This window comes from Erythrobacter sp. HA7-11 (assembly GCF_055693605.1).
Map to the genome: position 1 here is coordinate 1,590,472 of NZ_JBVFUF010000002.1, position 24,168 is coordinate 1,614,639.

Sequence of the window (24,168 nt, forward strand, 5' to 3'; positions counted from 1 at the left end):
ACCAGATCAAACGGGTATCACGAATAATGTCGTCACTTTTTCTCTTTCTCACCGTCGTTCAGGCGATTGTCGCTGCGTCACTTGTCGGTGTCGTGTTGATGCAGCGTTCCGAGGGCGGTGGCCTTGGCATTGGCGGCAATCCTGGCGGCGCTCTGGGCGCACGTGGAGCCGCAGACTTCCTGACCCGTTCGACCAAGTGGTTGGCTGTGGCGTTTGTGGGTCTGTCGATCGCATTGGCTGCGCTCGCGGTTGACGTGACCGGCAGCAGCACGATCGAAACGACAATTGATCGCAATGTCGCACCCGTCGATCCGCTGGGTACCGGCTCCGGCGCGACAAGCGGCACAGTCACTGACCCGGCTGCTCCCGCTGACGCACCGGCCAGCGACGATCCGCTCGCGGTACGAGTAATCGCCCGTTCCGGCAATTCGCCGGGCTTTTTTTGACATCGCTGTGGATTGGCAGGGTTTCGCTTGCGCAATTCGCTTGCCCCGAATCCGAAACAAGCCTTAAGGCCCAACTCCCATGGCGCGGTACATTTTTATAACCGGCGGCGTGGTCTCCTCGCTCGGAAAAGGTCTTATGGCAGCAAGCCTTGCAGCACTCCTGCAAGCGCGCGGCTACAAGGTTCGCATTCGTAAGTTCGATCCGTACCTCAACGTGGATCCGGGCACGATGAGCCCGTATCAGCACGGCGAGGTCTATGTGACCGATGATGGGGCGGAGACCGACCTCGATCTTGGCCACTATGAGCGCTTCACCGGCGTTTCAGCGCGCCAGAGCGATAACATCACCTCTGGCCGGGTCTATCAGGACATTATCGCGAAAGAGCGGCGCGGCGACTATCTGGGCGCGACTGTACAAGTGATCCCGCACGTAACCGACGCGATTAAGGAATTTGCGCTCGCCGATCAGGACGATCACGATTTCATCCTTTGCGAGATCGGCGGCACGGTGGGCGACATCGAATCGCTGCCATTCATGGAAGCGATCCGGCAGCTTCGTAACGAGCTGGAGCCGATGCAGACGCTCAGCGTGCATGTGACGCTGGTGCCTTACATTGCCGCAGCCGGTGAGCTCAAGACGAAGCCGACCCAGCACTCTGTCCGCGAACTCGCCAGCCTTGGCATCAAGCCCGACGTGCTGCTTTGCCGCGCCGAGCACCCGCTGCCCGATGGCGAGCGGCAGAAAATCGCCAATTTCTGCAACGTGCGCAAAGAATCGGTGATCCCCGCGCTGGACGCGCCTTCGATCTACTCGGTGCCGCTGCAATATCACGAGCAAGGCCTCGACGCTGAGGTGTTGCGCGGCTTCGGTATAACCGACGCGCCCGAACCCGACCTTTCGGCCTGGCACGACGTCACCGACCGCTACTTCAATCCGGAAGGCGAGGTGACAATAGGCGTGATCGGCAAATATGTCGGTCTGCAAGACGCTTATAAGAGCCTTAATGAAGCGCTCGTGCATGGCGGGATGGCGAACCGGGTTAAGGTCAACATCAAATGGCTCGACGCCGAGATCTTCGAGGGCGCTGAGGACGAACTCGTCGCCAAGCTCGAGCCTTTGCATGGCATCCTAGTACCTGGTGGCTTTGGCGAGCGCGGCAGCGAGGGCAAGATCGCCAGTGTGCGCTTCGCTCGCGAGCGCAAAGTTCCCTTTTTGGCATCTGCCTTGGCATGCAAATGGCCTGCATCGAAGGCGCGCGCGAGGCTGGGCACAGCTCGGCCTCTTCGACCGAGTTCGGCGAGACGAAAGAGCCGGTTGTCGGGATCATTACCGAATGGATGAGCGAGGACGGTATCCAGCAGCGCGAAGATGGCGGCGATTTAGGCGGTACGATGCGTTTGGGCGCCTATGAGGCGAAGCTCGGCGCGAACAGCCATGTCTCGCAGATCTATGGCGGGGCGAGCAGCATCTCCGAGCGTCATCGCCATCGCTACGAGGTCAACAGCGCCTACATCGAACCGCTGGAGAAGGGCGGATTGGTGTTTTCAGGCATGTCACCCGATGGGTTGCTGCCTGAGATTGTTGAACGGCCTGATCACCCTTGGTTTGTCGGGGTACAATATCATCCGGAGCTGAAATCTCGTCCGTTTGATCCGCACCCGCTCTTCGCTGGCTTTATCGCGGCGGCGCTGGAACAATCTCGCCTCGTCTAAGCGCTCAGCCGTTTGCGAATCGCGTTCAGCTGAGCCCTGTTACGCAGCGTGGCAGCTCTGATCTCCTCTCAGGATTGACACTTTTTTACCTGAAATCGGGACAAAATCCCGATCAGTTGTGGATTCAATACCGAAATTGTGTCGCATTCATACAAGTAGGCCGATTTGACCTTGCGCAGCGGGCGTTATTCGAATTAGTCCGTAATCAGACCTATAGGTTTTCTATAGTGTGCTAAGGGTCATTCGATTTCGAATTGCCGGCAATCATTGGCTGGCTTCAGGCTCGACGTGAAGTTGATCGTCTTCTGCGACCCGGACGATCAATTTTGCTAGAGGCGACATATGTCGCGGGGCGGATCATCGATCCGCCCCACATGTTTCTAAAGCTAGATTTATGTGAGTGACGCTTGCTTAAGCTGCGTCTGCTTCACCTTCAGCCTTGGCGTCGGGCACTGCAGTCAGTGTCGCCGATCCGTTCACAGCAATCTTCTTAGGCTTCATTGCCTCTGGCACTTCGCGGATCAGATCGATGACAAGCAAGCCATCAGCCAGGTCGGCGCGTTCTACCCGAACATGATCGGCAAGTTCAAAGCGGCGCTCGAACCCGCGATTAGCGATGCCCACGTGGAGCATTTCAGCATCTTCGCTGACTTCGTCGCGCTTTTTGCCCTGGACCGTCAGGAGGTTCTGTTGCGCGGTGATGTCGATGTCTTCCGCGCGGAAACCAGCCACCGCAAGCGTAATGCGGTAATTGTCTTCGCTGCTGCGGGCGATATTGAAAGGGGGATAATTATCGCCTGAATTGCTGCGAGCCTGGCTTTCCAACAGGTCGAACAGGTGATCAAAACCAACCGTGGTGCGGCGATAAGGGGTAAAATCTAAACGTGACATATTTCAAATCCTCTTGTTTGAGCAATTTGCATTTCAATCTTCAGGCCTGCCTCATGCAGCGCCTGCTTTTGCCAGTTTCGACGCCCATAACTGGCGCGCCATGCTGACACAGTTTATTTAGTGGCGACAGGACCGCTTTCAAGGGGCACAAAGCGCCGCAATCTGCATTGAATAATCGAGTGATCAAACGGGATATTTCATGACCAAGCCAACGGTAGACATCTACACCAAATTCACTTGCGGGTTCTGCACCAGAGCCAAGCAGCTGTTGAGCAGCAAAGGCGTCGAGTTCAACGAATTTGACATCACGATGGGTGGCCCGAAAAAGGCTGAGATGCTTGAGCGCGCACCCAATGCGCGCACCGTGCCACAAATCTTTATCGGTGATACGCATGTCGGCGGGTCGGACGACCTTGCTGCTTTGGAAGCCTCAGGCCAGCTCGACGCGCTGCTGGCGGGATAGCACATAAAAATGCCCAAAATCGCCCTCTTGCAGATGACATCCGGGATCGACGCCGAGGCGAACTTCGCTGTCATCGCAAATGCCGCGCGTGACGCGGCGGAGGAGGGCGCCGAAATGCTCTTCACTCCGGAAATGTCGATCCTTCTCGACCGCAACCGCAAAAGGGCTGCAAGCTGGATCGAGAGCGACGCGCCTCAAGGCATCGCGCAAAGGCTGGGTCGCCTAGCAGCCGAGAATAATATAGCGATCGCGCTAGGATCTATGCCGGTCTCAGGCGAGGGCGGCAAATGGGCCAACCGGGCAATGTATTTCGCCGCCAATGGCACGCGCGTTGCGACTTATGACAAGATCCATATGTTCGACGTCGCACTGGCCGACGGCGAAAGCTGGCGCGAAAGCTCCGCCTATGAGCCTGGCAAAGAGGTTGTAACTCTAGACGAAACCCCGCTCGGCAAACTTGGCCTCGCAATTTGCTACGATATGCGCTTCCCAGCCTTGTTTGAGGCACTGAGAGGATGCGATGCCATCTCCGTCCCAGCGGCCTTCACCGTGCCAACCGGACGCGATCACTGGCATGTTCTGCTGCGCGCCCGCGCTGTTGAAGCGAGCGCATTTGTCATCGCCGCAGCGCAAGTGGGCGAACATGAAGATGGACGGCATACCTACGGTCACTCACTCGTAATCGACCCTTGGGGCGACGTGCTGCTTGATATGGGAGGCGAAGAACCGGGTCTTTGCTTTTGCGATATCGACTTGAGCCGCATTGAAGAGGTTCGCTCACAACTTCCAAGCCTTGCCAACGCCCGCAAAATTCCCAACTAGGCGCGACCATGATTGTGTATGATCTTCACTGCGAGCACGGCCATCGGTTCGAAGGGTGGTTCAGCTCTTCCACCGATTTCGACGCTCAGCGCGACACCGGCCTGCTATGCTGCCCCGAATGTGGCAGCGACGCGGTGAGCAAGGCGCCGATGGCTCCGGCAGTTCCGGCCAAGGGCAATCGCACTATGGTTCAGACGTCCCCAGATGCGATGGGCACCGGAGGTGGGCAGCTGTCCAACACACCCATGACTGCGGACATGAAGCAAGCGATCGAGAAGCTTTCAGAGGCGCAGAGCAAGGCGCTCGAAAACAGCACCTGGGTTGGCGACAAGTTCGCTGAGCAAAGCCGCGAAATGCACTATGGCGAGCGCGACGAAGCTCCCATTCACGGGCAGGCGAGCCTTAAAGAGGCTAAGTCTCTTGTCGATGAGGGCGTGCCGATTGCGCCGCTGCCGTTCCCGGTTTCCCCGCCTGATAAATTGAATTGAATTGATTGGTTAGCGCGCGCTGCTATTGGGGCTTTGGGGCCCCGTAGCTCAGCCGGATAGAGCACCAGATTCCTAATCTGGGGGCCGCGTGTTCGAATCACGCCGGGGTCACCATGTTCATTTGCGCTACCGCTTACGGTACTTGAGCGCGAGAGCGATCACCTACCCCAAAAACCCAGCCTTCTTCGCCGTGTCGATCACGCCTTGCGAAAGCTCTTGCGGACGATCTTCCTGACAGAAATGCCCGCAGGTTGAGAGCATTGCGTGCGGCTGACCGTTCGCTCCGGCGATCCGGTCAATCAACGGCTGTGCAAGACCGCCCGTCACCGGATCATCTTCTCCAAACAGCGTGAGAAACGGCTTGTCGAAGCCGGCAAGCCCCTCCCAAGCGCGCTTGTTCTGCTCGATCCCGTCCATGCCATCCTCAACCGGAACTAGCTGCGGGAAAGCGCGCGCGCCCGCTTTCGATGGTTCGTCGGGGAAGGGCGCATCGTACGCCGCGATCTCGGCTGCGCTGCGCTCCGTCGCGGTGGCGCGTTGAAGCAGATCCCCGATCTGAAATTCCGGCGAAGATTTCGCAAACTCGCGCCACGCCAGAAATGCGGGCGAGGGCGTGCCGCCTGTCGGTAGGAACGTGTTGCTCGCAACGACGAACGCGAATCTGTCGGGCTCCTCGCCCACCATCCGTAGACCCAGCAATCCGCCCCAGTCCTGACAAAACAGGCCAGCTTGTTGCGGCACGACCTGCTCGCGCCATTGTTTCAGCCAGTTGATATGCGCGTCATAAGAGTAGAACCCGATGTCGTCGGGCTTGTCACTTTTCCCGAAACCGATCAGGTCGGGCGCAAGGCAGCGAAAGCCGGCATCGACCAGCAAGGGTATCATCTTGCGATAGAGGAACGACCAGCTCGGTTCGCCGTGGAATAGCAGCACGGGCGGCGCGTCTTTTGCGCCCTCATCGACATAGTGCATGCGGTACGGAGAAACCGTCGCCGAGATCAATTTCGACCCAGTTTTCGCCAAAGGGGTAATCGGGTAGCCCGGCAAATCGTGCTGGATCATGCTTGAGGATTTCCATGGTACTCATCTCCCATTTGAGAAATGAGTAGCACGAAAAGACCGATTGGCCAGCGTCGCTTGCTCTACCGGCGCTCGAACGATTGCCTTAGCCGCCGGTGCTTGGTTCGCCCGGCTTCTCACCCATCGGCACTTTCTCTTTGAACGTGTGCGTGATGTACGGGAACGGAATCTCGATACCCGCATCGTCCAGCCCGCGTTTGATCGCGCGCACGACCGCATCGCGGCTCTCATGACCATCGCGTGGCTTCGATCCCGACCACCAGCGCACTTTGTAATTCACCGAACTCGCGCCGAATTCGTAGGCAAAGACATCAATGCCCTTGTCCGGGTCTACGCCATCAGCCCCTTCAACCGCTTTGCGGATGACGTCCGCGGCTTTGTCCAAGTCGGTGTCGTAGGAAACACCCGCATCCACTTCGTGCCGACGCTGTTGGACGTCGGTGAATATCTCGACCGGGTTCTTAAACAGGATTGAGTTTGGAACGACCGATAGCTCGCCGGACAGCTTTCGGATGTGGGTTTCCCGCAAGGTGATATGCTCGACCTTGCCGGTGATGCCTTCGCATTCGATCACGTCGCCGATACGCATTTTTTCGCGCACCATGATGAGAACACCGGCGAGGAAGTTCTCAAAGATATCCTGAAAGGCAAAGCCGATCGCAACCGCGCCAATGCCGAGGCCCGCGATCAGGCTGGCCGGGGTCAGGCCGGGCATGACCACAATCGCCGCAATCATCAGACCTGCGAGCCAGACCACGAGGCGGACCAGCGTTTCAATGAGATTGCGCAAGGATGGTCGAAGTTCTGTTTTGCCAATCACCTTGTCGGCGATCTTCACAGCGAATTTGGCGACCAGTGCAGTGATGATGATAATGACCAGAGCGATCGCCAGTGAAGGAAGGCTGGCGACAAATCCATTGGCCATCATTTCAATCTGATTGGTGAGCGTTGAAAGCATAAGTGAAAGAGTCCCCATTGAATTTGCTCACTAACGAGAGTGGTGGGGGGATTGTTCCAACTCCGCCGATTTGACTGCTGCAATACCCCAAAATGACACTTTTCTTAACCATATTGACGATTTGTCCTTGAACCGTGTGGTCAACTGTGATTCTGTGGTGTTCAGGGGCAGGCGAGATAAATGCATAAACCACCGAAGGATCAGCTTAAGCAGGGCATGGCACTGATGGTGCTGCTCGTGCTCACCGGTCTGGCTATCGCCGGACCGACAGGTCTGCTCGCGTGGAATGAGAACGCAAACCTGCTCGAACAACGCAAAACCCAAATCGCCGTGCTAGCGACCGAACGCGACAATCTGCGCAACCGGGTGCAATTGCTTGATCCCGGCGCCGCTGACCCGGACCTCGTTGGAGAGTTGTTGCGGCGCGACATGAACGTCGTCCATCCTGACGAAGTTGTCATCACGATTGATGACGAATAGGGCCTCAACCCGATAAGCCCTTGGGTGCTGAACCAAATTACATACGTATGCTGATCAAGAATGGCGCGTCGTGGTGCTGCTTGACGTTGCGTAACGCGCCCAACCGTGACTATAGCAAAATCACATTCTCCTCCCTCAATGCGAGCGCCGTCGCAGCTCGTTGATCTAAGGAAAAAGGCATTGGCCAAACAGCCGAAGAAAACCAAAGCGCCTGCAAAAGCCGCGGTCGCACCGTCCGACGATCCTGATTTTGCGCTACAATCGCTGCAGAAAGAATTCGAATCGGCCAAGCGTTACAACGCATCTGAAGAAGAGATGATGCAATTCTATGAGCAGATGCTTCTCATCCGCCGGTTCGAGGAAAAAGCGGGCCAGCTTTATGGGCTCGGCCTGATCGGCGGCTTCTGCCATCTATACATCGGACAAGAAGCGGTCGCCATCGGCCTCCAGAGCGCGCTCGACGGCGATAAGGACAGCGTGATCACCGGCTATCGCGATCATGGTCACATGCTCGCCTACGGTATCGATCCCAACGTCATCATGGCGGAGCTTACGGGGCGCGAAGCCGGAATTTCCAAGGGCAAGGGCGGCTCGATGCACATGTTCAGCACCGAGCATAAATTCTACGGTGGACACGGCATTGTCGGCGCGCAGGTCGCACTTGGCGGAGGTCTGGCTCTCGCACACAAATACAACGAAGATGGCGGGATTTGCCTGGCTTACTTCGGTGATGGCGCGGCCAACCAGGGCCAGGTTTACGAGACCTTTAACATGGCTTCGCTCTGGAACCTGCCGATCGTGTTCGTGGTCGAAGACAACCAATACGCAATGGGCACATCGACCAAGCGCTCCTCCGCTGAAACCCGTTTTTACCGGCGCGGCACATCGTTCCGCATTCCGGGAATGGAAGTGAATGGCATGGACGTGCTCGAAGTGCGCGCTGCCGCCGAAGTCGCATTCAAGCATGTGCGTGAGGGCAAGGGTCCGGTGCTGATGGAGTGCAACACCTATCGCTACCGCGGACACTCGATGTCCGATCCAGCGAAGTATCGCACCCGCGAAGAAGTGCAAGATCAGCGCGACCATCACGATCCGATTGAAGGGCTGAAAAAGACTCTGATCGAGAATGGCAAAGCCGAGGAAGATTTGAAAGCTATCGACAAAACCATTCGCAAACGTGTGGCCGAGGCGGCTGATTTTGCCGAGAACTCTCCTGAACCTGCGCCGGATGAACTCTACACCGACGTTCTGGTGGAGGAGTATTGAGCGATGGGTATCGAACTCAAAATGCCGGCGCTTTCTCCCACGATGGAGGAAGGCACGCTTGCTAAATGGCTGAAGTCTGAAGGCGATACGATTGAGCCGGGCGATATCATTGCCGAGATCGAGACCGACAAGGCGACGATGGAATTCGAAGCCATCGACGAGGGTGTGCTCGGTAAGATCATGATTGAAGAGGGCACAGAGAATGTCGCTGTCGGCACTGTGATCGCGATGCTCGAAGGCGAGGGCGAAGAAAGCTCGACAGATGCGTCAGAGCCGGAGCCAGCACCAGAAGCCAAAGAAGAACCGGCACCTGCTCCAGAGGCTAAAGAGCAGGCCAGCAAACCTACCGCCGCGCCGCGCCCGAAAGACCCGGAAATCCCCGAGGGCACAAGCTTCTCACAAGTCTCCGTTCGCGAAGCATTGCGTGACGGCATGGCCGAGGAAATGCGCCGCGATGAGCGTGTTTTTGTGATGGGCGAGGAAGTCGCCGAATACCAAGGCGCTTATAAGGTCACGCAAGGCCTGCTTGATGAGTTCGGCGCGAAGCGTGTCATCGACACGCCAATTACCGAATACGGCTTTGCCGGCATCGGCACTGGTGCGGCGATGGGCGGACTTCGCCCGATTGTCGAATTCATGACCTTCAACTTCGCGATGCAGGCCATCGACCACATCATCAACTCGGCGGCGAAGACCAATTACATGTCCGGCGGCCAGATGCGTTGCCCGATCGTGTTCCGCGGACCCAATGGGGCAGCGAGCCGCGTTGGCGCGCAGCACAGCCAGAACTACGGTCCTTGGTATGCTAGCGTCCCCGGCCTGATCGTCATCGCTCCGTACGACAGCTCCGATGCGAAAGGCCTGATGAAAGCCGCCATCCGCAGCGAAGATCCGGTTGTTTTCCTTGAAAACGAGCTCGTTTACGGGCGCAGCTTTGGCGTGCCTGACTTGGACGATCACGTGCTGCCCATCGGCAAGGCGCGTATCATGCGCGAAGGCAGCGACGTCACCATCGTCAGCTATTCCATCGGTGTTGGTCTTGCGTTGGAAGCCGCAGAAGAATTGGCAGGCGAGGGGATCGATGCGGAAGTGATCGATCTGCGCACCTTGCGTCCGCTCGACAAGGAAGCGGTACTTACTAGTCTTGCCAAGACCAACCGCTTGATCGTGGCGGAAGAGGGTTGGCCGACATGCTCCATAGCGTCTGAAATCCAGGCGATTTGTATGGAAGAAGGCTTTGATCATCTCGACGCACCCGTGCTGCGGGTCTGCAATGAGGATGTTCCGCTTCCTTACGCCGCGAGATCTCGAGGAGCTCGCGCTGATCGATGCGAGTTCAATCGTCGAAGCGGCGAAGAAGGTCTGCTACGTCGACTGACTATCGCGCAAAGCGTAACGCGAAAAAGAAAAGGGCAGAGCTGCGATGTGCAGCTCTGCCCTTTCTCTTGTCGCCCGCAAGGAGCCTAGAACGTATCGAACTTGTCACAAGTTGAAGGCTCGACGGTGTTGCCATCCGCATCAGGTGGGTCTTGAGTAAGACCACTCAAATCACGATCATCGCGAATGTTGAAGGCGGCGGTGTAGCGCATCGTTTCGCCAGTGATGAAGTCGTCAAATGGCGTTACGCCATTATAGTCAAAGACCACCTCGACAAACATAACCGCGGTTCCCGCTGATGCGGTAATCTCTTTGCCGCTTTCGCCCATGCCAGGGAAGTCTGTGCCGGTCTCGCCGTCACCTTCCACGCCAAAGCTGGACGTGTAATTGGCGATGCCTTTGCAGCGTTGCCAACGGATTTCCTGTCCGCCCTCGGAGTTCTGTTGCAGGCTGGAAAGGATCACGCGGCCATTGTCCAAAACGTCTAAGCCGCCGCCCAACTTGTAAGCGCCGATGAAAACGTCGTTGATGTCGCTTTCAAACACGCGGCGTGCCGAAAGCACCTCGGTTTCACCGACCCGTGAGGCGTTATCCGCCACCTGCATGGCAAGCTGGCTAATCCGCATGTGAGTAACCGCATAGTTTGCAGTTTCCGCACCCATCATGCCAAGCGAAAGAACGATCGGCATAGTGTAGGCAAATTCGGCGAGCGCCAAACCGGACGAGTCTTGGCGAAGCTCAGACAGTCGCTGGCGAATTTTTTGTAGCATGGGCGTGTTTGCTTTCGTCATGTGCAGTTTCCTGCTTCGATCGTGCGATCCTGCTCATCAAACGGTTGGTTCCGCAGCACGGTAGAGGTTTCTACCGTCACGGTTTCACTAAGGCCGACCATCTTGGCCATTGGAAACAGGCGCGGATAGGTCACCGTGGCGGTGTAGAGAACAGCATCCCGCGCACCGCCGATACCTGCCTGACCGCGATCAGCATCCCATTCGCCGTTGTCATTCGCGTCTTCAAACGGCTCGTTGTTGTCACAAACGCCGTTATTGTTGAAGTCGTTGAAGTCTTCAGGTTCGCCGATGTCGGAGAAGTCGAAGTGAGACAGTTTCTCGAGCGTAACGGTAGCGGTGCTTGGCGCCACGTTAGACACGGCGTCAATTACCGATTGGTCGATGCTAGACTGCTGGCTACCCGCGCTTTCCAGCGTCAGGTCACGGCCCGCTTTCTGCATCGCACCGTTGACCAAAGCTGATGTGTATTGAGTATGGGCCATATCGAAAATGCCCATAATCAGTGTCATCAGAATTGGCGCAACGAACGCGAATTCGACGAGGGTAGCGCCGCGCTCATCGCCCGCCAATGAGGCGCGCTGAGAAGCGAGTTTCCGGTTCCAGAAGGCGATCATGATGTGAGCCTCAGTGCTGCGATAGTTTGAGCGATCTCCTCAAATCGCGCCTTGAGCGCTTCAGAATCATCGGCCTGGAACGCGCGCCCTGGTGACGCGCAATTTTCGAGGTTGCTCGTCAGGGTTGTGCCGAAGGCCACGACCCAAACGGTGATGTTCTCGTTCTGCGCAGCCTGACATGCCGCCTGGAAGCGCGCCGCATGACGATCACGGGCCTGAGTAAAGCCGCCATCGTTGGTCACCCGTCGGGACCACCACTCGATGCCGTATGTCCCGTAAACATCGGTGTTTGGAGCGAGAAGGCCATCGGTCATAAAAACAATATGGCGTGCAATCGCATCGCCGTTGGGAGCGGTGCTGTTATCAGCCGAGAAAATGCCGTCAGGCGCAATAAAACGCGCACCCCAAATCATGCCAATATCGTGATAGGTGTTGCTGCGGCCTTGCAAACTATCGACGTAGGTCTGAAGGTCCTCGCGGGTACGCATAACTCCATCTGTGCTTTCAACGTCGCTGTTCTCCAGCTCAACCAAACGGAATGCAGGGGCTGGACAGCTGTAGCCTGGGCGACTTTCATCCCAAGTTTGTGTCAGCCATCCTTGCGTCCGCGTACCATTATCAATCCGGCGCCAGTTCGAATTGCGGATTACCGGTTTCCAGAATTCATCGTCGGCATCCGGAACGAGATTGATGTTTAGGTCGTTGAAATCGTCTGTGATGGTCGAGAAATCACCGGTAGCAACCGTATCAGCTTCTTCGATACAACCATCCCAAGTTAGCGTCGTCATCGTACCATTCGCTCCGATTGGAAAATCGATTTGACGATTGGCATTCGTGTAAAGCGTTGAAAGGTCGACATCTTCCCAACCTGGCTGACCATGTTGGTTGGCTGGAGGGTTGGCAGTGTCGATTGGACGATATGTCCAATTCTCGAAGGTGATTTCCTCAACGAGCTCTTCGACTTCATCCCAAATAGCGTCCCCGCGACCTTCGTAGACACGATGGCCATAGGTGCATGTTCCCTTGCCGGAATTGCCGTTCTCATTCCAGTTCGAGAAACCTTCGTAAATGAGAATGTCCTCGTTGGTGTCATTATAACGCGTAGTACGAATATTGCCGTTTACTGTCTGACTTTGCTGGTTGAAACGGCCAAGGTTGTCGTCAAACTCCAAGCGATCAGCGGGACGCAAGGCATTACACTGCGATTGAGTCTGGCCACTCTGTGACGAACTATCAACATAATCCAAGCCGTCACGACTGGTTTGTGTAATGTTCACGATCGTAGCGGAGACAAATTCCCAGCTTACGTCTCGATCAAAGTTCGCAACGCGCGAGTCAAACGTATGGCTTGGGGCCATCCATTCCGGACGCAAAGACGCACCAACATTCACGTTCGACGCGTAAGGAACCACTCCATAACGGACCTGGGCGTTGGGCGACGTGGCAGCATCGACCGTGTCATAGAAAGACATAACGGCTTCACGCATACCGATGATCTTCGCTCCGGCGTCTTCCGTGTTCCCGCAGCTACCGCCACCTGGATTGTCAGGTGCACAGTTCATCGAGCCGGTCACGTCGAGCACAAACATGATGTCTGAGTTCGAAATGTTGATCTCGTACCGAACAGCTCACGGAAAGATTGAAGTCGTCATATCCGAAGATGTGCATCAGGCTGGTGGGCAGCTCGCCTGTTGCTGTTCCTTGAACCTCTCCATCGCCGTCGGATGTGTAGGCACGTTCCAGATTATCCAAGCCAAACAGACCATCTTCATAGTTCTGGTCGAAGAAGTTCTCACCGATCGCCTGATGGCTCGAATCGAATGTATCGTCGCTCATCGCGCGGCGTGCGGCGAGCGCGCCAGCGTCACAGGCAGCCTGCAAACGGGTGTTCGTCATGTAATACCGGCTGGCATCCACCGCACCGCCGACCATGCCGATCAGAGGGATAAGTGATGCTGCTGATATGACGATAACATTAGCGGTTGGATCTTTTGCTAAGTTCCAAAAGAATGATCGTTTGCCCATGGCGTAGGAATCCTTGCCCAAATACAATTACGTGACACTGACATAGGGGGCCGAGGTGACTTATTTCTCAATCGGGATGGTAAATGAGAGGTAAACGCGTGATGGTGCGTTAACTCTTGATCAAGCCGATGCCTCGGCTTGACATCCGAAGTATGATCGCAGCTAGCAAAAGACGCATGGAAACCAGCGAACTTGAGCATCTGACGGACGAATTTGAAATCGCCCTCGCGCACACTCATGCGCGTCAGCGAAAGAAGCTATGGACGGTGCTCGCACTGGATCAGAGACTGGCTCGTATAATCAGCACTGCAACCGAGCCAATGCTCGCACAAATGCGCCTTTCGTGGTGGCGAGAGATGCTCCAATCTGCCCCTGGAAAAAGGCCAGAAGGCGACGCTGTTCTGGACGCGATTACATCCCATTGGAGCGGCAGCGAAAACGCCCTGATAGGCCTGATTGACGGGTGGGAGCATATGCTCGTCGAGCCACCAATGGCGGTCAGCGATATTGAAGCCTTCTCGCAAGCTCGCGCGCGAGCCATTGCTACCGCGAATTCTGATGAAATCCAACCAGAAGATGAAACGAGATTTAACCTTCTCGGGCGGATTTGGGCGCTGTCTGATCTCGCGTCCAAAGTCGAATCCGAATCTGAGAAACAGACAATCGTCGAATTGGGTCGCGCTTTGTGTACACAGGCCATTCCCTCAGCGCGGGATTTCAAAGGGCTTGCTGTGCTTGCCGCTCTTGGACGACGATCACTATTAAAAGACGGTAATCCCCTCCTTGATGGCCGAGTTGCAGCCCTGATTGCGGCGCGTGCAGCCTTGTTCGGTAAGTAAAAACCACTACCGCTGTGCAGCGGGGTTAACGCCATGGGAGGGCAACCCATGCAGAAAATAGTATTGGGTGCGTTTCTCGGCCTGATTATGGCAGGCGTCGGTATGTTTTGGTGGCAAGGCCGGGCGCAGGTGGAAGAGAATGCGCCACCTCCACCCGAACCTGAAGAGACAGCACCCGCAGAAGAAGAATTGCCGGAAGTCGATCCAGGCGATCTCACCGGACCCGCTCCGCCCGAAGCCAGCGAGCTGACCAAGGAAGAAAAGCGCTTCTTCCGGTATGATCGCAACCGCGACCGGATCATTACCCGAAACGAGATGTTATCATCGCGCTCGGATGCGTTCCGAAAACTGGATGTCGATGGCAACAATCTGCTGACATTTGAGGAATGGGCGGTCACAACCTCAAAGCGTTTCGAGGGTGCGGACGCCGATGGGAACGGCACTCTGTCTCAGTCGGAGTTTGCAACGACGGCGCCCAAGCGATCGGCTCGTCGCCCGACCTGTCGCTGCTAGAGCTTAGACGGAAATCAGTTCGCCAGCTTTAAGCCATTCGGCAAGATCAGCCTTCGCCCGGCTGGTGTAAGCCTCCTTGCGCTGCTTCTTCTTCACCTCGTGAAGCGGCGGGAACAGCCCGAAATTCACATTCATCGGCTGGAACGTGTCAGCCCGCGCGTCGCCGGTTATATGGCTCAGCAGCGCGCCGATCGCCGTCGAGGCCGGGGGAGGGGACCAATTTCGCCCTGCGACTTCATGTGCCGCCATCATCCCTGCAACAAGGCCGACAGCTGAGCTTTCGACATAGCCTTCACAGCCCGTCACTTGCCCAGCAAAGCGGATGTGCGGGGCAGCCTTAAGGCGCAATTGCCGATCAAGGACCATCGGAGAATTGAGGAACGTGTTGCGGTGCAGCCCTCCAAGCCGCGCGAATTCCGCATTCTCAAGACCCGGAATTGTGCGAAATAGCTCGACCTGTGCGCCATATTTCAGCTTCGTCTGAAAGCCGACCATGTTCCATAGCGTTCCGAGCTTGTTATCCTGGCGCAATTGCACCACGGCATAGGGCCAGCGCCCCTGCGGACGCTCTTCGCTCGTGTCGTAGGGATTATCGAGGCCCACGCCTTTCATCGGCCCATAGCGCAAAGTTTCGACACCGCGCTCTGCCATCACTTCAATCGGCATGCACCCGTCGAAATAGGGAGTATCCTTCTCCCAATCCTGAAATTCGCCTTTCTCACCATCGAGCAGCCCTTGGTGAAAAGCGAGATATTGCTCCTTAGTCATCGGGCAATTGATGTAGTCGCCGTCTTCATTCGACGCTTCGGTCCGCTTGTTCCAGCGCGATTGTATCCAGCATTTCGACATGTCGATGCTGTCGCGGTGGACGATAGGGGCGATGGCATCGAAAAATGCCAGCCGCTCTTCACCGGTCGACTTAACGATGCTCTGAGCAAGCGACTGCGCAGTCAGCGGCCCAGTCGCGACAATGGTGAGCCCGCTATCGGGCAAGGTGTCGATCCGTTCACGTACAATCTCGACATTGGGATGCTCGGAGAGCGCCTTTTGCACCTCAGCTGAAAAGACATCGCGGTCCACAGCCATCGCGCTGCCAGCCGGAACACGGGCCACTTCGCCTGCGCGCATCACAAGGCTGTTCATGGCGCGCATCTCGTGATGGAGCAGGCCAACCGCATTCTTGGTGTCATCGTCTGAGCGGAACGAATTTGAGCAGACCAGCTCTGCCAGCCCGTCGGTCTGGTGAGCAGGCGTCATCTCGCCACCTTTGTTTTCGGGCGCGCCGCGCATCTCGGACAAGCGCACTTTCAGGCCTCGTTCGGCCAGCTGCCAGGCCGCTTCGCTTCCGGCCAATCCACCGCCGATTATGTGAACATCATGGGTCATTATGGAAGCGCAAGTAATTGCGTGCTAGCGCTGCGGCAAGAGGCGGGACACCGGGGACTGAATAGAAATGCCGAAACGCGCACTGATTGAGCATCGCCCTTGGCTGATGGTGAGCCTCATAGCGGCGGTCGCCTATTACTTCCTGTGGAACAATCCGATTGGTGGGGTTTGGCTAATTTTGCTGAAAGGAGCGGGTGTCGGCTTTTTGGCATTCTATGCATGGAGGCGAACGCATAATGTCGCGAACGCCCCTGAATGGGTGCTGATCGTCGTGTTCCTCGCACTGAGCGCGCTTGCTGACATGGTGCTTGAGTTGAGCTTCGAGATAGGCGGAGGCGTGTTCTTTTTGGCGCATTTGACGGCCATCGCGCTGTTCCTGCGCAATCGAAGGCAAGCACCTGTGATGAGCCAAAAACTCTGCGCTCTCGGGCTTCTGATTGGCGTGCCGCTAATCGCCTACCTGCTCGTTCAGGATGTATTCGCGACGCTTTACTCCCTCGGCCTCGCGGCAATGGCGGCAAGCGCATGGCTGAGCCGCTTCTCCCGCTATCGCGTGGGAATCGGAGCGGTGCTGTTTGTCCTGTCCGATCTGCTGATCTTTGTGCGCGAAGGCCCGATGGAGCTGGGCAGCGTGCCAGACGTGCTAATCTGGCCGCTATATTATGTTGGACAAGTTATGATCGCGACAGGCGTCGTGCAGACATTGCGCGGGGAGCTCCCCGGAACCGACTAGGCTCCGGGCAAGCAACGCTCTACTCAGGCAGATCCTCGCCAATTTCATCGTCCGTCTTGGGAGGCGTGTGCGGTGTCGTTTCATCGTCACCGCCGCGGCGATCCACCATTTCTTCGGTCACAGCCACTTCGGCTGCATCCTCGGGTTCTTCGGTCTCATCGATCTTCACGGCGCTAACGATGGTCTCACCCTTGGCGACGTCAAATAGACGAACGCCAGCCGAACCGCGTCCAATCACACGCAGGCTATCAAGCCCGATGCGGATCAGTTTGGCCTGATCGGTCACCAGCATCAGCTGATGCTCCTTGCTTGCCGTGAAGCTCGCCACCACAGGGCCGTTGCGTTTGATATTGTCGATATTGGTGATTCCCATACCGCCCCGACCCGCGCGGCGATATTCATAGGCAGAGGACAGCTTGCCATAACCATTAGCACAAACGGTCAGGATAAATTGTTCCTCATCCGCCATCTGCTGATGCTCGGGTGAAAGGGCAGGGGCGTCCTCATCCGCCTTCCAAGGGGCGACCTTCAAGTAGGCATCGCGCTCATCCGGTGTGGCTGTTCCGCCATGCAGGATAGAAAGCGAAACGACTGAATCGCCGGCTTCCTTGAACTTCATGCCCCGAACACCGGTCGACGTTCGAGAGGTAAATTCGCGGACGTCTTCAGCGGAGAAGCGGATCGCCTTACCCATTTTGGTCGCAAGCAAGACATCGTCGCCCACTTCAAGCAAGCCCACACCAATAAGCTTGTCTTCGCTTTCGGGATCGAACTTCATCGCGAACTTGCCGTTCGACGGAATGTTCGTGAACGCGCCCATCGAGTTTCGGCGCACATTGCCTTTGGCCGTGGCAAATACGACCGAAAGCGCTTCCCAACTGTCTTCGTCTTCTGGCAGCGGAAGCACGGTGCGGATTGTCTCGCCTTCCTCAAGCGAAGGCAGAAGGTTCACGATCGGGCGGCCACGTGTGTTCGGACCGCCCTCGGGCAGCTTCCACACCTTCAGGCGATAAACCTTACCCGTGGTCGAGAAGAACAGCACCGGATTGTGCGTCGAGGTGACGAACATTTCCGAGATCGCGTCCTCGTCTTTGGTCGACATGCCCGCACGGCCTTTGCCGCCGCGGTTCTGCGCGCGGAAAGTCGAGAGCGGGGTGCGCTTGATGTAGCCATCCAATGTGACAGTCACGACCATCTCGTCGCGTTCGATCAGGTCTTCGTCTTCCAAGCCGTCCCAAGCAGGCGCGATTTCGGAGACGCGCGGGGTGGCGTAAGTGGCTTTTACCTCTTCCAGCTCTTCGCGCATCACGCCGTAGAGCTTCACCCGGTCAGCGAGGATCGAGAGGAACTCCTCGATTTTCGCCGCCAGCTCAGTCAGCTCATCGCCGATTTCATCGCGACCCAGCGCGGTGAGGCGGTGCAAGCGAAGCTCAAGAATGGCTTTCACCTGCCGCTCAGACAGCGTGTATGTGCCGCCTTCCTGATCTGCGGTTGGCTCAATCGCTTCAACCAGACGGATATATTGCGCGATGTCGCCAATCGGCCATTCTTTCGCGAGTAGGGTCGCTCGCGCTTCTGCCGGGTTGGCAGCGCCGCGGATCATCGCCACCACCTCGTCGAGATTCGATACTGCGACCACAAGGCCGAGCAAGAGGTGCGCCCGCTCGCGAGCCTTATTTAGCTCAAACTTGGTGCGGCGGGTTATGACTTCTTCGCGGAAGCCGATGAACGACTGGATGATGTCGCGTAGAGTCAGCGTCTCCGGGCGTCCACCACGGATCGCGAGCATATTGGCAGGAAAGCTCGACTGGGCAGGGGTGTAGCGCCACATTTGGTTTAGCACGACCTCTGCCGAGGCATCACGCTTCAAATCGACGACGACGCGCACGCCTTCGCGCGAGCTTTCATCGCGAATGTCGGAAATTCCTTCAATCCGCTTGTCTTTGGCGGCTTCGGCAATCTTCTCGACCAGACCGGACTTGCCGACCTGGTAGGGGATCGAAGTCAGAACGATGCTTTCGCGGTCACCGCGCTTTGTTTCGATCTCATGCCGGCATCGCATCAGGATCGACCCGCGCCCCGTCGTGTAAGCCGCCTTCGCACCGCTTGCGCCGAGGATCAGCGGAGCCGTCGGGAAATCGGGACCCGGGACGTATTCGATCAATTCCTCGGTCGTGATGGTCGGATTGTCCATGTAGGCAAAACAGGCGTCGATCACTTCGCCCAGATTGTGCGGCGGGATATTCGTGGCCATACCGACCGCAATACCGCCTGCGCCATTGACGAGCAGGTTGGGAAAGCGCGCGGGCAGGACCTGCGGCTCTTGCAGCTGGCCATCATAGTTCGGCTGAAAATCGACGGTATCCTTGTCGAGATCATCTAGCAGCGTGTTCGACACCCGCGCCAGACGCGCTTCGGTGTAGCGCATCGAAGCCGGAGGATCGGGGTCCATCGAGCCGAAATTGCCTTGGCCATCGACCAGCGGCACACGCATCGACCAGTCCTGCGTCATCCGCGCGAGCGCATCGTAGATGGCGCTGTCGCCGTGCGGGTGGTAGTTGCCCATCACGTCGCCGACGATTTTCGCGCTCTTGCGATACGGGCGGCCAGCAACAAAGCCGCCTTCCTGGCTGGCATAGAGGATACGCCGATGAACGGGTTTCAGGCCATCGCGAACGTCTGGCAAAGCGCGGCTGACGATCACGCTCATCGCATAATCGAGATAGCTCGTTTTCATCTCATCGACGATGTCGATGCGCTCGAATTCGTTCATCGGAGCAGGTGGGGTGATGGTTTCGCTGTCGTCGCTCAAAATTCAGCCGTTTCTGTGTATGTTCTATTGAATGAAATCAGACAACCAATGTAGGCTCTGGCGGGCGCAAACGCCACTTGAAGGCCCCCAGAAAGCCGCCAAGGCAAGGCTTTTTCCACACATGATCTGGTCAGACATGGTGCAGGTGCATTTCAACGCGCTTGCAGCACCGTTCAAAGGCCGTTCAGCCCGCTTTTGCTAACTCGTAATTGCAAATCTGCCCGGCTGCGTTCATTGCAGCGAGCAGAGATGAATCAACAGCGCGATAAAACGCGCCACATCCAAAATGTTTCAGGAGAACGATCACATGGGGATTTTGACCTTGGGCCGCGCCCGCAAGAAAACTGGTTCGCACCTCGCTCTGGCAATCGCACTGGCGACCGGCTCGGCGGTCATTGGCACTGTTGGCTTCGCTGACACAGCCCACGCGCAAAAGAAGAAGAAGCAGAAAGAGGCCAAGCCGGAATATTCGAAAGAGTTCATCGACGCCTATCAGCCTCTTAACGAGAAAGTCGAAGCCGGCGGTGCCGACCTGGCTTCCATTGGACCTCAACTTACGACGCTTGCTCAGCAGGCAAGTTCAGATGATGAGAAGAATGCTGTCGGCGGCTTAATCTTTAATTTTGGCGCGAAGACCAACAATCAGGTGCGCCAGTTGGAAGGCATGGAGTTGATGCTCGCCAGTGGCAAGACACCTGCTGAAAATCTCGGTCGTTTCAACTTCATCGCGTATCAACTTGCAAACGCCCAAAGCCAATTTGCGAAATCGCGCGGCTATTTGCAGGCTGCAATCGACGCGAATTTCACTTCCGAAAACGTGACTGCATCTGACATGCGGGTTGCGATGGCGGAAAGCTTCTTCTCCGAAGAGAAGTTTCGCGAAGGCCTGACCTATCTTAATTCAGCTATCAGCACGAAAAAGGCGGCAGGCGAAACGGTTGATGAACAGTGGTATCGCCGCGGGCTGACCGTTGCCTACAACAACGAAGTTACCCCTGAGGTTTACGATTTCGCCATCGGATGGGTAGGTGATTATCCTTCGACACAAAGTTGGCGAGATGCGATCAACCTGACGCGAAACCTCAATGACTTTGAGGGCGCTCAGATGCTCGACTTGATGCGGCTGAGTCACAAGGTCGGGGCGTTCCGCGATAAGAACGACTACATCGAGTACATCGAAGCAGCAGATGCTCGTCGTCTTCCTAAGGAGGTCAATGACTTGATAGAGGAAGCCTATGGCAATGGCATGGTAACCCGTGACGACATTTACGTCGCGGATTCCTTTAAGACTGCGAAAGAGCGTCTGGCTGCCGACCGCGCCGATCTTCCCGAGCTAGAGCGCGATGCGCGTGCAGCTGGTGCTGATCTGCGCACGGTGATGATCGCGGGCGATGTGTTCTTGAGCTATGGCGACAACGCTAAGGCTCTCGAATTCTATCAAAAAGCGGTTGGCATGGGTGCAGGAAGCTCTGCTGAGGCGCTCACTCGCAAGGGTATCGCGCAAACGCGTCTTGGCCAATTCGAGGAAGCACAGGCGACACTCGCGCAGGTCGAAGGCCCTCGCAAGCCAATTGCGCGCCTCTGGGCAGCCTATGCTGACGCGCAAAGCGGTGGAAGTTCAGCGGCGGCAGTGGCTACCGAAGCTCCGCCGGTCATTTAAGGCCCATACTAAGACTAGCCATCAGAGAGGGCGCCGGGAGCATTTCTCCTGGCGCCCTTTTTCTTGTACGATTGAGATCAGCGCAAACGCTTCACGTAGATCTGATTATCGTCCCGCCGCTCAACTTTAAAATTTTCGAGTGAATCGAAAAGATCATTCAGGCTCTTGAAGCCATAATTGCGCACATCAAAGCTCGATCGGTTGCCTGCGATCTGCCCCAACTGCGAAAGGCGGGTGAACCCTTTGTCGTCACGCTTCGCCTCTGAATAGGCAGCGGTAATCAGTTCCATCAGATCATCATCAACCACGCCGGAGGATGGAACCTTCGACTGCTTGTTTCCTCCAGCCTGATCAGACGCGTAATTCTCAATCAGCTTCTGAATGTCGATGAAGCGAGTACAGACCGATTTGAAGGCTTCCGGCGTCTTCCTCTCACCAAAGCCATACACAAGGATGCCATCCTGGCGCAGTCGCGTGACCAGTGGTGTAAAATCGCTGTCGGAGGTCATTATCCCGAAGCCATCAACCTTACCCTGATAGAGCAAATCAATCGCGTCGATCGTCATCGCCATATCCGTGGCGTTTTTGCCTTTTGAGACATCGAATTGCTGTTGCGGGCGGATGCCGAACTTGTTCGTGATCTTGTCCCAGCGGGCGAGATTGTCTTTGGCGAAGTTGCCGTAAGCTCGGCGGATGTTGACCTGCCCAAGCTCGGCCATAACTGTGAGAACAGGGTCAATTCCCTGAGGTGTCGTATTGTCTGCATCAATCAGCAGAGCGATGTTTTTTAATTCTGTTTCTGACATGCGCGCATAGATGGTCCCGCATACCTACAGGAGCAAGCATTTAATCTTCCGGAAGGAATTCGCCGGTTTCCTCGTCGAGGGAATAGAGAACGCCCTCTTTGATGGAAAAATGCGCCCCGCGTAGTTTGAGACCACCAGACCTCTCTTTTTCGGCAACCCAAGGGAAGGTGCGCAGATTTGATAGGCTCTGACGGATTGCGGCAAATTCCATCGCAAGTTCGGCCTTGCGCCCTGTGGTCCCATACTTGCCAGCAACTATGCTCGCCGGCCCGTCCAGTAGCCTGATCCAATTAGCGATAAAGCCACCATAGCCTTCGTCGGCTGCATCAAAACTGTGCGTCAACGCCGCCTTACATCCGCCACAGCGGCCATGTCCCATAACCAAAATCTGCTTCACTTCGAGCATCTGAACTGCGAACTCGATGGCAGCTGAAACGCCGTGATGGCCTGGCTTTTCTTCGCAGGGAGGAACGAGCGCCGCAACATTGCGAACAACAAAGATATCGCCTGGGTCGACATCGAATATCTGCGCGGGGTCCACTCGGCTGTCGCTGCAACCGATGATCATTAACTTGGGATGCTGCCCTTCGGCGATAGTCTCGTCAAAACGTGCTTTTTGCCGAGGATAGGTCTCTTTACGGAACCGTCGATAACCCTTTAGCAGCTCAGCAAATTCAGGCATTAAAACCGTTCTCCGCGAATAACCTCAACGTCCCACATGCTGTAAATGAAGCCATATTTCGTCAACATTGGTGCGAGTGCTTCAGCAAGAGCCTGCGCTTTGTTTTCTGGCGCGATTGTGAGTACGAAAACCTTGTCGGTTCCCATGACGCGCTCTTCACGCCAGCGACCTTCGCGTCCCTTTCCTGAACTAACAGGAACCACCGTCCATCCAGTGATTTCGGCTCGATCAATCTCGTCCGTAACGCGTTTGAGTAAAGCGGTATCAGTCAATATCTCAATTCGCTTGCGGATGACAGTTTCGATCATGGCGTTGCTCCTCCAACTCCCGTCAATGCGCTAGCGAGCATGCTGATGAGTCCGATGTTCACGAGGATGTTGAACGGGAACGTGATCGAAAGCGACATGGTTAGGTAGATGCCTGGGTCGGCCTCTGGCAGGGCAAGTCGCATCGCCGCTGGCACTGCAATATAGCTGGCGCTGGCACAGAGCACGCCGAGTGCAGCCGCTGATCCTACATCCAGGCCGCATGCAACCGCTGCTGACGTACCGATCGCGCCGTTGATCAGCGGCAGGCCGATGGCAATCACCAAAAGCCTCCATGTGATGGCGCGCGCATCCATGATCCGCCGTGCAGCAATCAGTCCCATATCGAGCAGGAAGAGGCACAAGACCCCTTTGAAACCCGCTTCGAAAAACGGTGTGACTTCGCTAAAGCCTTCTTCACCAGCAATGATGCCGATTGCGAATGCGCCCAGCAGCAACACAACTGAGGCATTAAAGAACACCTCGTGAAGGAGCTCACCCGTCTTCTGACCGTCCTTCGATCCCATGCCGCGTGCGAGCAAAAGGCCAGTGAGGATCGCTGGTGTTTCCATCGCCGCCATCACTGCGACCATATAGCCACCGGGCGGCTTGTTCTGCGCTTCGAGTATCTCGACGGCGGTCACAAAGGTCACGACGCTGACCGAGCCGTAATGCGCCGCAACCGCACCAGCATTGATCCGGTCGAGCTTGCCGAAGCTCTTGAGCACAAAATTGGCGAGAAACGGCATCAGGAAGCTTGCCGCGATACCCAGCGCGAGTGCGATCAGGACCGTGCTATCGACGCCGGACTTCGAAACAGCCACGCCGCCTTTCAGGCCGATCGCCGCCATCAGATACAGCGACATACCCTTTGCAATGGCTTCCGGAATGGCGAGATCGGATCGTGCAAATGCTGCAAGCAAACCCAGCACGAAGAAGAGCACAACGGGCGACGTAAACGTCTGTAGAGTGGCTGCGTCCATGGGCAAATCGCGTAGCTGAGCCTTGCATCGCCTGC

General features: G+C 56.5%; 23 protein-coding genes, 1 tRNA gene and 3 pseudogenes. 14 read left to right on the plus strand and 13 right to left on the minus strand.

What is annotated here, in order from left to right:
• Positions 1-26: 26 nt before the first annotated feature.
• Positions 27-446: a preprotein translocase subunit SecG gene (gene secG, locus ACZ1GU_RS08205; RefSeq protein WP_472647537.1), complete on the plus strand. Its 420-nt coding sequence runs from the start codon at positions 27-29 to the stop codon at positions 444-446.
• A gap of 79 nt (positions 447-525) precedes the next feature.
• Positions 526-2,159: pseudogene (locus tag ACZ1GU_RS08210) on the plus strand (CTP synthase).
• Between the two features lie 411 nt (positions 2,160-2,570).
• Here the strand turns inward: ACZ1GU_RS08210 and ACZ1GU_RS08215 are convergent.
• A complete protein-coding gene (locus ACZ1GU_RS08215) occupies positions 2,571-3,050 on the minus strand; it encodes an Hsp20 family protein (protein ID WP_472647538.1) in 480 nt (159 codons plus the stop codon).
• 199 nt (positions 3,051-3,249) lie between these two features.
• On the opposite strand from ACZ1GU_RS08215, the gene grxC reads away from it, so the two are divergent.
• The 4 genes from grxC (at position 3,250) to ACZ1GU_RS08235 (ending at position 4,937) form a co-directional block, all read left to right on the plus strand.
• A complete protein-coding gene (gene grxC / locus ACZ1GU_RS08220) occupies positions 3,250-3,513 on the plus strand; it encodes a glutaredoxin 3 (protein ID WP_472647539.1) in 264 nt (87 codons plus the stop codon).
• 9 nt (positions 3,514-3,522) lie between these two features.
• Positions 3,523-4,335 (plus strand): carbon-nitrogen hydrolase family protein, encoded by an 813-nt coding sequence (locus ACZ1GU_RS08225; protein WP_472647540.1) that lies wholly within the window; start codon positions 3,523-3,525, stop codon positions 4,333-4,335.
• 8 nt (positions 4,336-4,343) lie between these two features.
• Positions 4,344-4,823, plus strand: coding sequence for a DUF1178 family protein (locus ACZ1GU_RS08230; RefSeq protein WP_472647541.1), 480 nt, complete (start codon positions 4,344-4,346; stop codon positions 4,821-4,823).
• 37 nt (positions 4,824-4,860) lie between these two features.
• A tRNA-Arg gene (locus ACZ1GU_RS08235) sits at positions 4,861-4,937 on the plus strand.
• Positions 4,938-4,985: 48 nt separating this feature from the next.
• On the opposite strand, the gene ACZ1GU_RS08240 is transcribed toward ACZ1GU_RS08235, so the two are convergent.
• Together ACZ1GU_RS08240 and ACZ1GU_RS08245 are read right to left on the minus strand one after the other, a co-directional pair.
• The gene (locus ACZ1GU_RS08240) at positions 4,986-5,885 is read right to left on the minus strand and encodes a haloalkane dehalogenase (RefSeq protein WP_472647543.1); all 900 of its coding nucleotides are present in this window, start codon (positions 5,883-5,885) and stop codon (positions 4,986-4,988) included.
• 103 nt (positions 5,886-5,988) lie between these two features.
• Positions 5,989-6,879 carry a mechanosensitive ion channel family protein gene (locus ACZ1GU_RS08245; RefSeq protein ID WP_472647544.1) on the minus strand — a complete coding sequence of 297 codons (891 nt, stop codon included), beginning with the start codon at positions 6,877-6,879 and terminating at the stop codon, positions 5,989-5,991.
• A gap of 162 nt (positions 6,880-7,041) precedes the next feature.
• Here ACZ1GU_RS08245 and ACZ1GU_RS08250 point away from each other — a divergent pair, with 162 nt between their 5' ends.
• The 3 genes and pseudogenes from ACZ1GU_RS08250 (at position 7,042) to ACZ1GU_RS08260 (ending at position 9,985) form a co-directional block, all read left to right on the plus strand.
• The gene (locus ACZ1GU_RS08250; protein ID WP_472647545.1) at positions 7,042-7,341 is read left to right on the plus strand and encodes an FtsB family cell division protein; all 300 of its coding nucleotides are present in this window, start codon (positions 7,042-7,044) and stop codon (positions 7,339-7,341) included.
• Between the two features lie 138 nt (positions 7,342-7,479).
• Positions 7,480-8,607, plus strand: a complete 1,128-nt coding sequence (gene pdhA / locus ACZ1GU_RS08255; protein WP_472648737.1) for a pyruvate dehydrogenase (acetyl-transferring) E1 component subunit alpha — start codon at positions 7,480-7,482, stop codon at positions 8,605-8,607.
• 3 nt (positions 8,608-8,610) lie between these two features.
• Positions 8,611-9,985: pseudogene (locus ACZ1GU_RS08260) on the plus strand (pyruvate dehydrogenase complex E1 component subunit beta).
• An 85-nt stretch (positions 9,986-10,070) separates the two neighbouring features.
• Here the strand turns inward: ACZ1GU_RS08260 and ACZ1GU_RS08265 are convergent.
• From ACZ1GU_RS08265 to ACZ1GU_RS08280, 4 genes are read right to left on the minus strand one after another with little or no spacing between them, the layout of a single operon-like run.
• Complete coding sequence (locus ACZ1GU_RS08265; protein ID WP_472647546.1) at positions 10,071-10,754, minus strand: TadE/TadG family type IV pilus assembly protein; 684 nt, start codon at positions 10,752-10,754, stop codon at positions 10,071-10,073.
• 17 nt (positions 10,755-10,771) lie between these two features.
• Entirely contained in the window at positions 10,772-11,389 is a 618-nt protein-coding gene (locus ACZ1GU_RS08270) for a TadE/TadG family type IV pilus assembly protein (protein WP_472647547.1), read from the minus strand.
• Entirely contained in the window at positions 11,386-12,978 is a 1,593-nt protein-coding gene (locus ACZ1GU_RS08275) for a vWA domain-containing protein (RefSeq protein ID WP_472647548.1), read from the minus strand. Before ACZ1GU_RS08275 ends, ACZ1GU_RS08270 begins: the two co-directional genes overlap by 4 nt.
• Positions 12,935-13,414 (minus strand): TadE/TadG family type IV pilus assembly protein, encoded by a 480-nt coding sequence (locus ACZ1GU_RS08280; protein ID WP_472647549.1) that lies wholly within the window; start codon positions 13,412-13,414, stop codon positions 12,935-12,937. Before ACZ1GU_RS08280 ends, ACZ1GU_RS08275 begins: the two co-directional genes overlap by 44 nt.
• 176 nt (positions 13,415-13,590) lie before the next feature.
• Between ACZ1GU_RS08280 and ACZ1GU_RS08285 the strand changes: the two are divergent.
• The 3 genes and pseudogenes from ACZ1GU_RS08285 to ACZ1GU_RS08295 form a co-directional block, all read left to right on the plus strand.
• Positions 13,591-13,878, plus strand: a pseudogene (locus ACZ1GU_RS08285) (squalene/phytoene synthase family protein); the annotation flags it as partial.
• A gap of 9 nt (positions 13,879-13,887) precedes the next feature.
• Positions 13,888-14,253 carry a hypothetical protein gene (locus ACZ1GU_RS08290; RefSeq protein WP_472648798.1) on the plus strand — a complete coding sequence of 122 codons (366 nt, stop codon included), beginning with the start codon at positions 13,888-13,890 and terminating at the stop codon, positions 14,251-14,253.
• 48 nt (positions 14,254-14,301) lie between these two features.
• Positions 14,302-14,766 carry an EF-hand domain-containing protein gene (locus tag ACZ1GU_RS08295; RefSeq protein WP_472647550.1) on the plus strand — a complete coding sequence of 155 codons (465 nt, stop codon included), beginning with the start codon at positions 14,302-14,304 and terminating at the stop codon, positions 14,764-14,766.
• Between the two features lie 3 nt (positions 14,767-14,769).
• Here ACZ1GU_RS08295 and trmFO read toward each other — a convergent pair whose 3' ends face one another.
• Positions 14,770-16,152, minus strand: coding sequence for a methylenetetrahydrofolate--tRNA-(uracil(54)-C(5))-methyltransferase (FADH(2)-oxidizing) TrmFO (gene trmFO / locus ACZ1GU_RS08300; RefSeq protein ID WP_472647551.1), 1,383 nt, complete (start codon positions 16,150-16,152; stop codon positions 14,770-14,772).
• A gap of 67 nt (positions 16,153-16,219) precedes the next feature.
• On the opposite strand from trmFO, the gene ACZ1GU_RS08305 reads away from it, so the two are divergent.
• Positions 16,220-16,885, plus strand: a complete 666-nt coding sequence (locus ACZ1GU_RS08305) for a lysoplasmalogenase family protein (RefSeq protein WP_472647552.1) — start codon at positions 16,220-16,222, stop codon at positions 16,883-16,885.
• Between the two features lie 19 nt (positions 16,886-16,904).
• Here ACZ1GU_RS08305 and gyrA read toward each other — a convergent pair whose 3' ends face one another.
• Positions 16,905-19,697 (minus strand): DNA gyrase subunit A, encoded by a 2,793-nt coding sequence (gyrA, locus tag ACZ1GU_RS08310; protein ID WP_472647553.1) that lies wholly within the window; start codon positions 19,695-19,697, stop codon positions 16,905-16,907.
• A gap of 307 nt (positions 19,698-20,004) precedes the next feature.
• On the opposite strand from gyrA, the gene ACZ1GU_RS08315 reads away from it, so the two are divergent.
• Positions 20,005-21,357, plus strand: a complete 1,353-nt coding sequence (locus ACZ1GU_RS08315) for a tetratricopeptide repeat protein (RefSeq protein WP_472647554.1) — start codon at positions 20,005-20,007, stop codon at positions 21,355-21,357.
• Between the two features lie 77 nt (positions 21,358-21,434).
• On the opposite strand, the gene ACZ1GU_RS08320 is transcribed toward ACZ1GU_RS08315, so the two are convergent.
• From ACZ1GU_RS08320 to ACZ1GU_RS08335, 4 genes are read right to left on the minus strand one after another with little or no spacing between them, the layout of a single operon-like run.
• Positions 21,435-22,163, minus strand: a complete 729-nt coding sequence (locus tag ACZ1GU_RS08320) for an NYN domain-containing protein (RefSeq protein WP_472647555.1) — start codon at positions 22,161-22,163, stop codon at positions 21,435-21,437.
• Positions 22,164-22,203: 40 nt separating this feature from the next.
• On the minus strand, positions 22,204-22,845 hold the full coding sequence (locus tag ACZ1GU_RS08325; protein WP_472647556.1) for a carbonic anhydrase: 642 nt from the start codon (positions 22,843-22,845) through the stop codon (positions 22,204-22,206).
• Positions 22,845-23,153 carry a P-II family nitrogen regulator gene (locus ACZ1GU_RS08330; protein ID WP_472647557.1) on the minus strand — a complete coding sequence of 103 codons (309 nt, stop codon included), beginning with the start codon at positions 23,151-23,153 and terminating at the stop codon, positions 22,845-22,847. Before ACZ1GU_RS08330 ends, ACZ1GU_RS08325 begins: the two co-directional genes overlap by 1 nt.
• Complete coding sequence (locus ACZ1GU_RS08335) at positions 23,150-24,133, minus strand: sodium-dependent bicarbonate transport family permease (protein ID WP_472647558.1); 984 nt, start codon at positions 24,131-24,133, stop codon at positions 23,150-23,152. Before ACZ1GU_RS08335 ends, ACZ1GU_RS08330 begins: the two co-directional genes overlap by 4 nt.
• Between the last annotated feature and the right edge of the window lie 35 nt (positions 24,134-24,168).

What these genes read in the sequence shown, in the direction of transcription:
- ACZ1GU_RS08250 (WP_472647545.1), top strand. Translation starts at nt 7,042, where the DNA reads ATGCATAAACCACCGAAGGATCAGCTTAAGCAGGGCATGGCACTGATG.
- ACZ1GU_RS08320 (WP_472647555.1), bottom strand. Translation starts at nt 22,163, where the DNA reads ATGTCAGAAACAGAATTAAAAAACATCGCTCTGCTGATTGATGCAGAC.
- ACZ1GU_RS08215 (WP_472647538.1), bottom strand. Translation starts at nt 3,050, where the DNA reads ATGTCACGTTTAGATTTTACCCCTTATCGCCGCACCACGGTTGGTTTT.
- ACZ1GU_RS08290 (WP_472648798.1), top strand. Translation starts at nt 13,888, where the DNA reads ATGCTCGTCGAGCCACCAATGGCGGTCAGCGATATTGAAGCCTTCTCG.
- ACZ1GU_RS08315 (WP_472647554.1), top strand. Translation starts at nt 20,005, where the DNA reads ATGGGGATTTTGACCTTGGGCCGCGCCCGCAAGAAAACTGGTTCGCAC.
- ACZ1GU_RS08240 (WP_472647543.1), bottom strand. Translation starts at nt 5,885, where the DNA reads ATGATCCAGCACGATTTGCCGGGCTACCCGATTACCCCTTTGGCGAAA.
- pdhA (WP_472648737.1), top strand. Translation starts at nt 7,480, where the DNA reads ATGCGAGCGCCGTCGCAGCTCGTTGATCTAAGGAAAAAGGCATTGGCC.
- ACZ1GU_RS08265 (WP_472647546.1), bottom strand. Translation starts at nt 10,754, where the DNA reads ATGCTACAAAAAATTCGCCAGCGACTGTCTGAGCTTCGCCAAGACTCG.
- ACZ1GU_RS08230 (WP_472647541.1), top strand. Translation starts at nt 4,344, where the DNA reads ATGATTGTGTATGATCTTCACTGCGAGCACGGCCATCGGTTCGAAGGG.
- secG (WP_472647537.1), top strand. Translation starts at nt 27, where the DNA reads ATGTCGTCACTTTTTCTCTTTCTCACCGTCGTTCAGGCGATTGTCGCT.
- ACZ1GU_RS08295 (WP_472647550.1), top strand. Translation starts at nt 14,302, where the DNA reads ATGCAGAAAATAGTATTGGGTGCGTTTCTCGGCCTGATTATGGCAGGC.
- ACZ1GU_RS08275 (WP_472647548.1), bottom strand. Translation starts at nt 12,978, where the DNA reads ATGTTTGTGCTCGACGTGACCGGCTCGATGAACTGTGCACCTGACAAT.
- trmFO (WP_472647551.1), bottom strand. Translation starts at nt 16,152, where the DNA reads ATGACCCATGATGTTCACATAATCGGCGGTGGATTGGCCGGAAGCGAA.
- ACZ1GU_RS08225 (WP_472647540.1), top strand. Translation starts at nt 3,523, where the DNA reads ATGCCCAAAATCGCCCTCTTGCAGATGACATCCGGGATCGACGCCGAG.
- ACZ1GU_RS08305 (WP_472647552.1), top strand. Translation starts at nt 16,220, where the DNA reads ATGCCGAAACGCGCACTGATTGAGCATCGCCCTTGGCTGATGGTGAGC.
- ACZ1GU_RS08335 (WP_472647558.1), bottom strand. Translation starts at nt 24,133, where the DNA reads ATGGACGCAGCCACTCTACAGACGTTTACGTCGCCCGTTGTGCTCTTC.
- ACZ1GU_RS08280 (WP_472647549.1), bottom strand. Translation starts at nt 13,414, where the DNA reads ATGGGCAAACGATCATTCTTTTGGAACTTAGCAAAAGATCCAACCGCT.
- ACZ1GU_RS08330 (WP_472647557.1), bottom strand. Translation starts at nt 23,153, where the DNA reads ATGATCGAAACTGTCATCCGCAAGCGAATTGAGATATTGACTGATACC.
- grxC (WP_472647539.1), top strand. Translation starts at nt 3,250, where the DNA reads ATGACCAAGCCAACGGTAGACATCTACACCAAATTCACTTGCGGGTTC.
- ACZ1GU_RS08325 (WP_472647556.1), bottom strand. Translation starts at nt 22,845, where the DNA reads ATGCCTGAATTTGCTGAGCTGCTAAAGGGTTATCGACGGTTCCGTAAA.
- ACZ1GU_RS08245 (WP_472647544.1), bottom strand. Translation starts at nt 6,879, where the DNA reads ATGGGGACTCTTTCACTTATGCTTTCAACGCTCACCAATCAGATTGAA.
- ACZ1GU_RS08270 (WP_472647547.1), bottom strand. Translation starts at nt 11,389, where the DNA reads ATGATCGCCTTCTGGAACCGGAAACTCGCTTCTCAGCGCGCCTCATTG.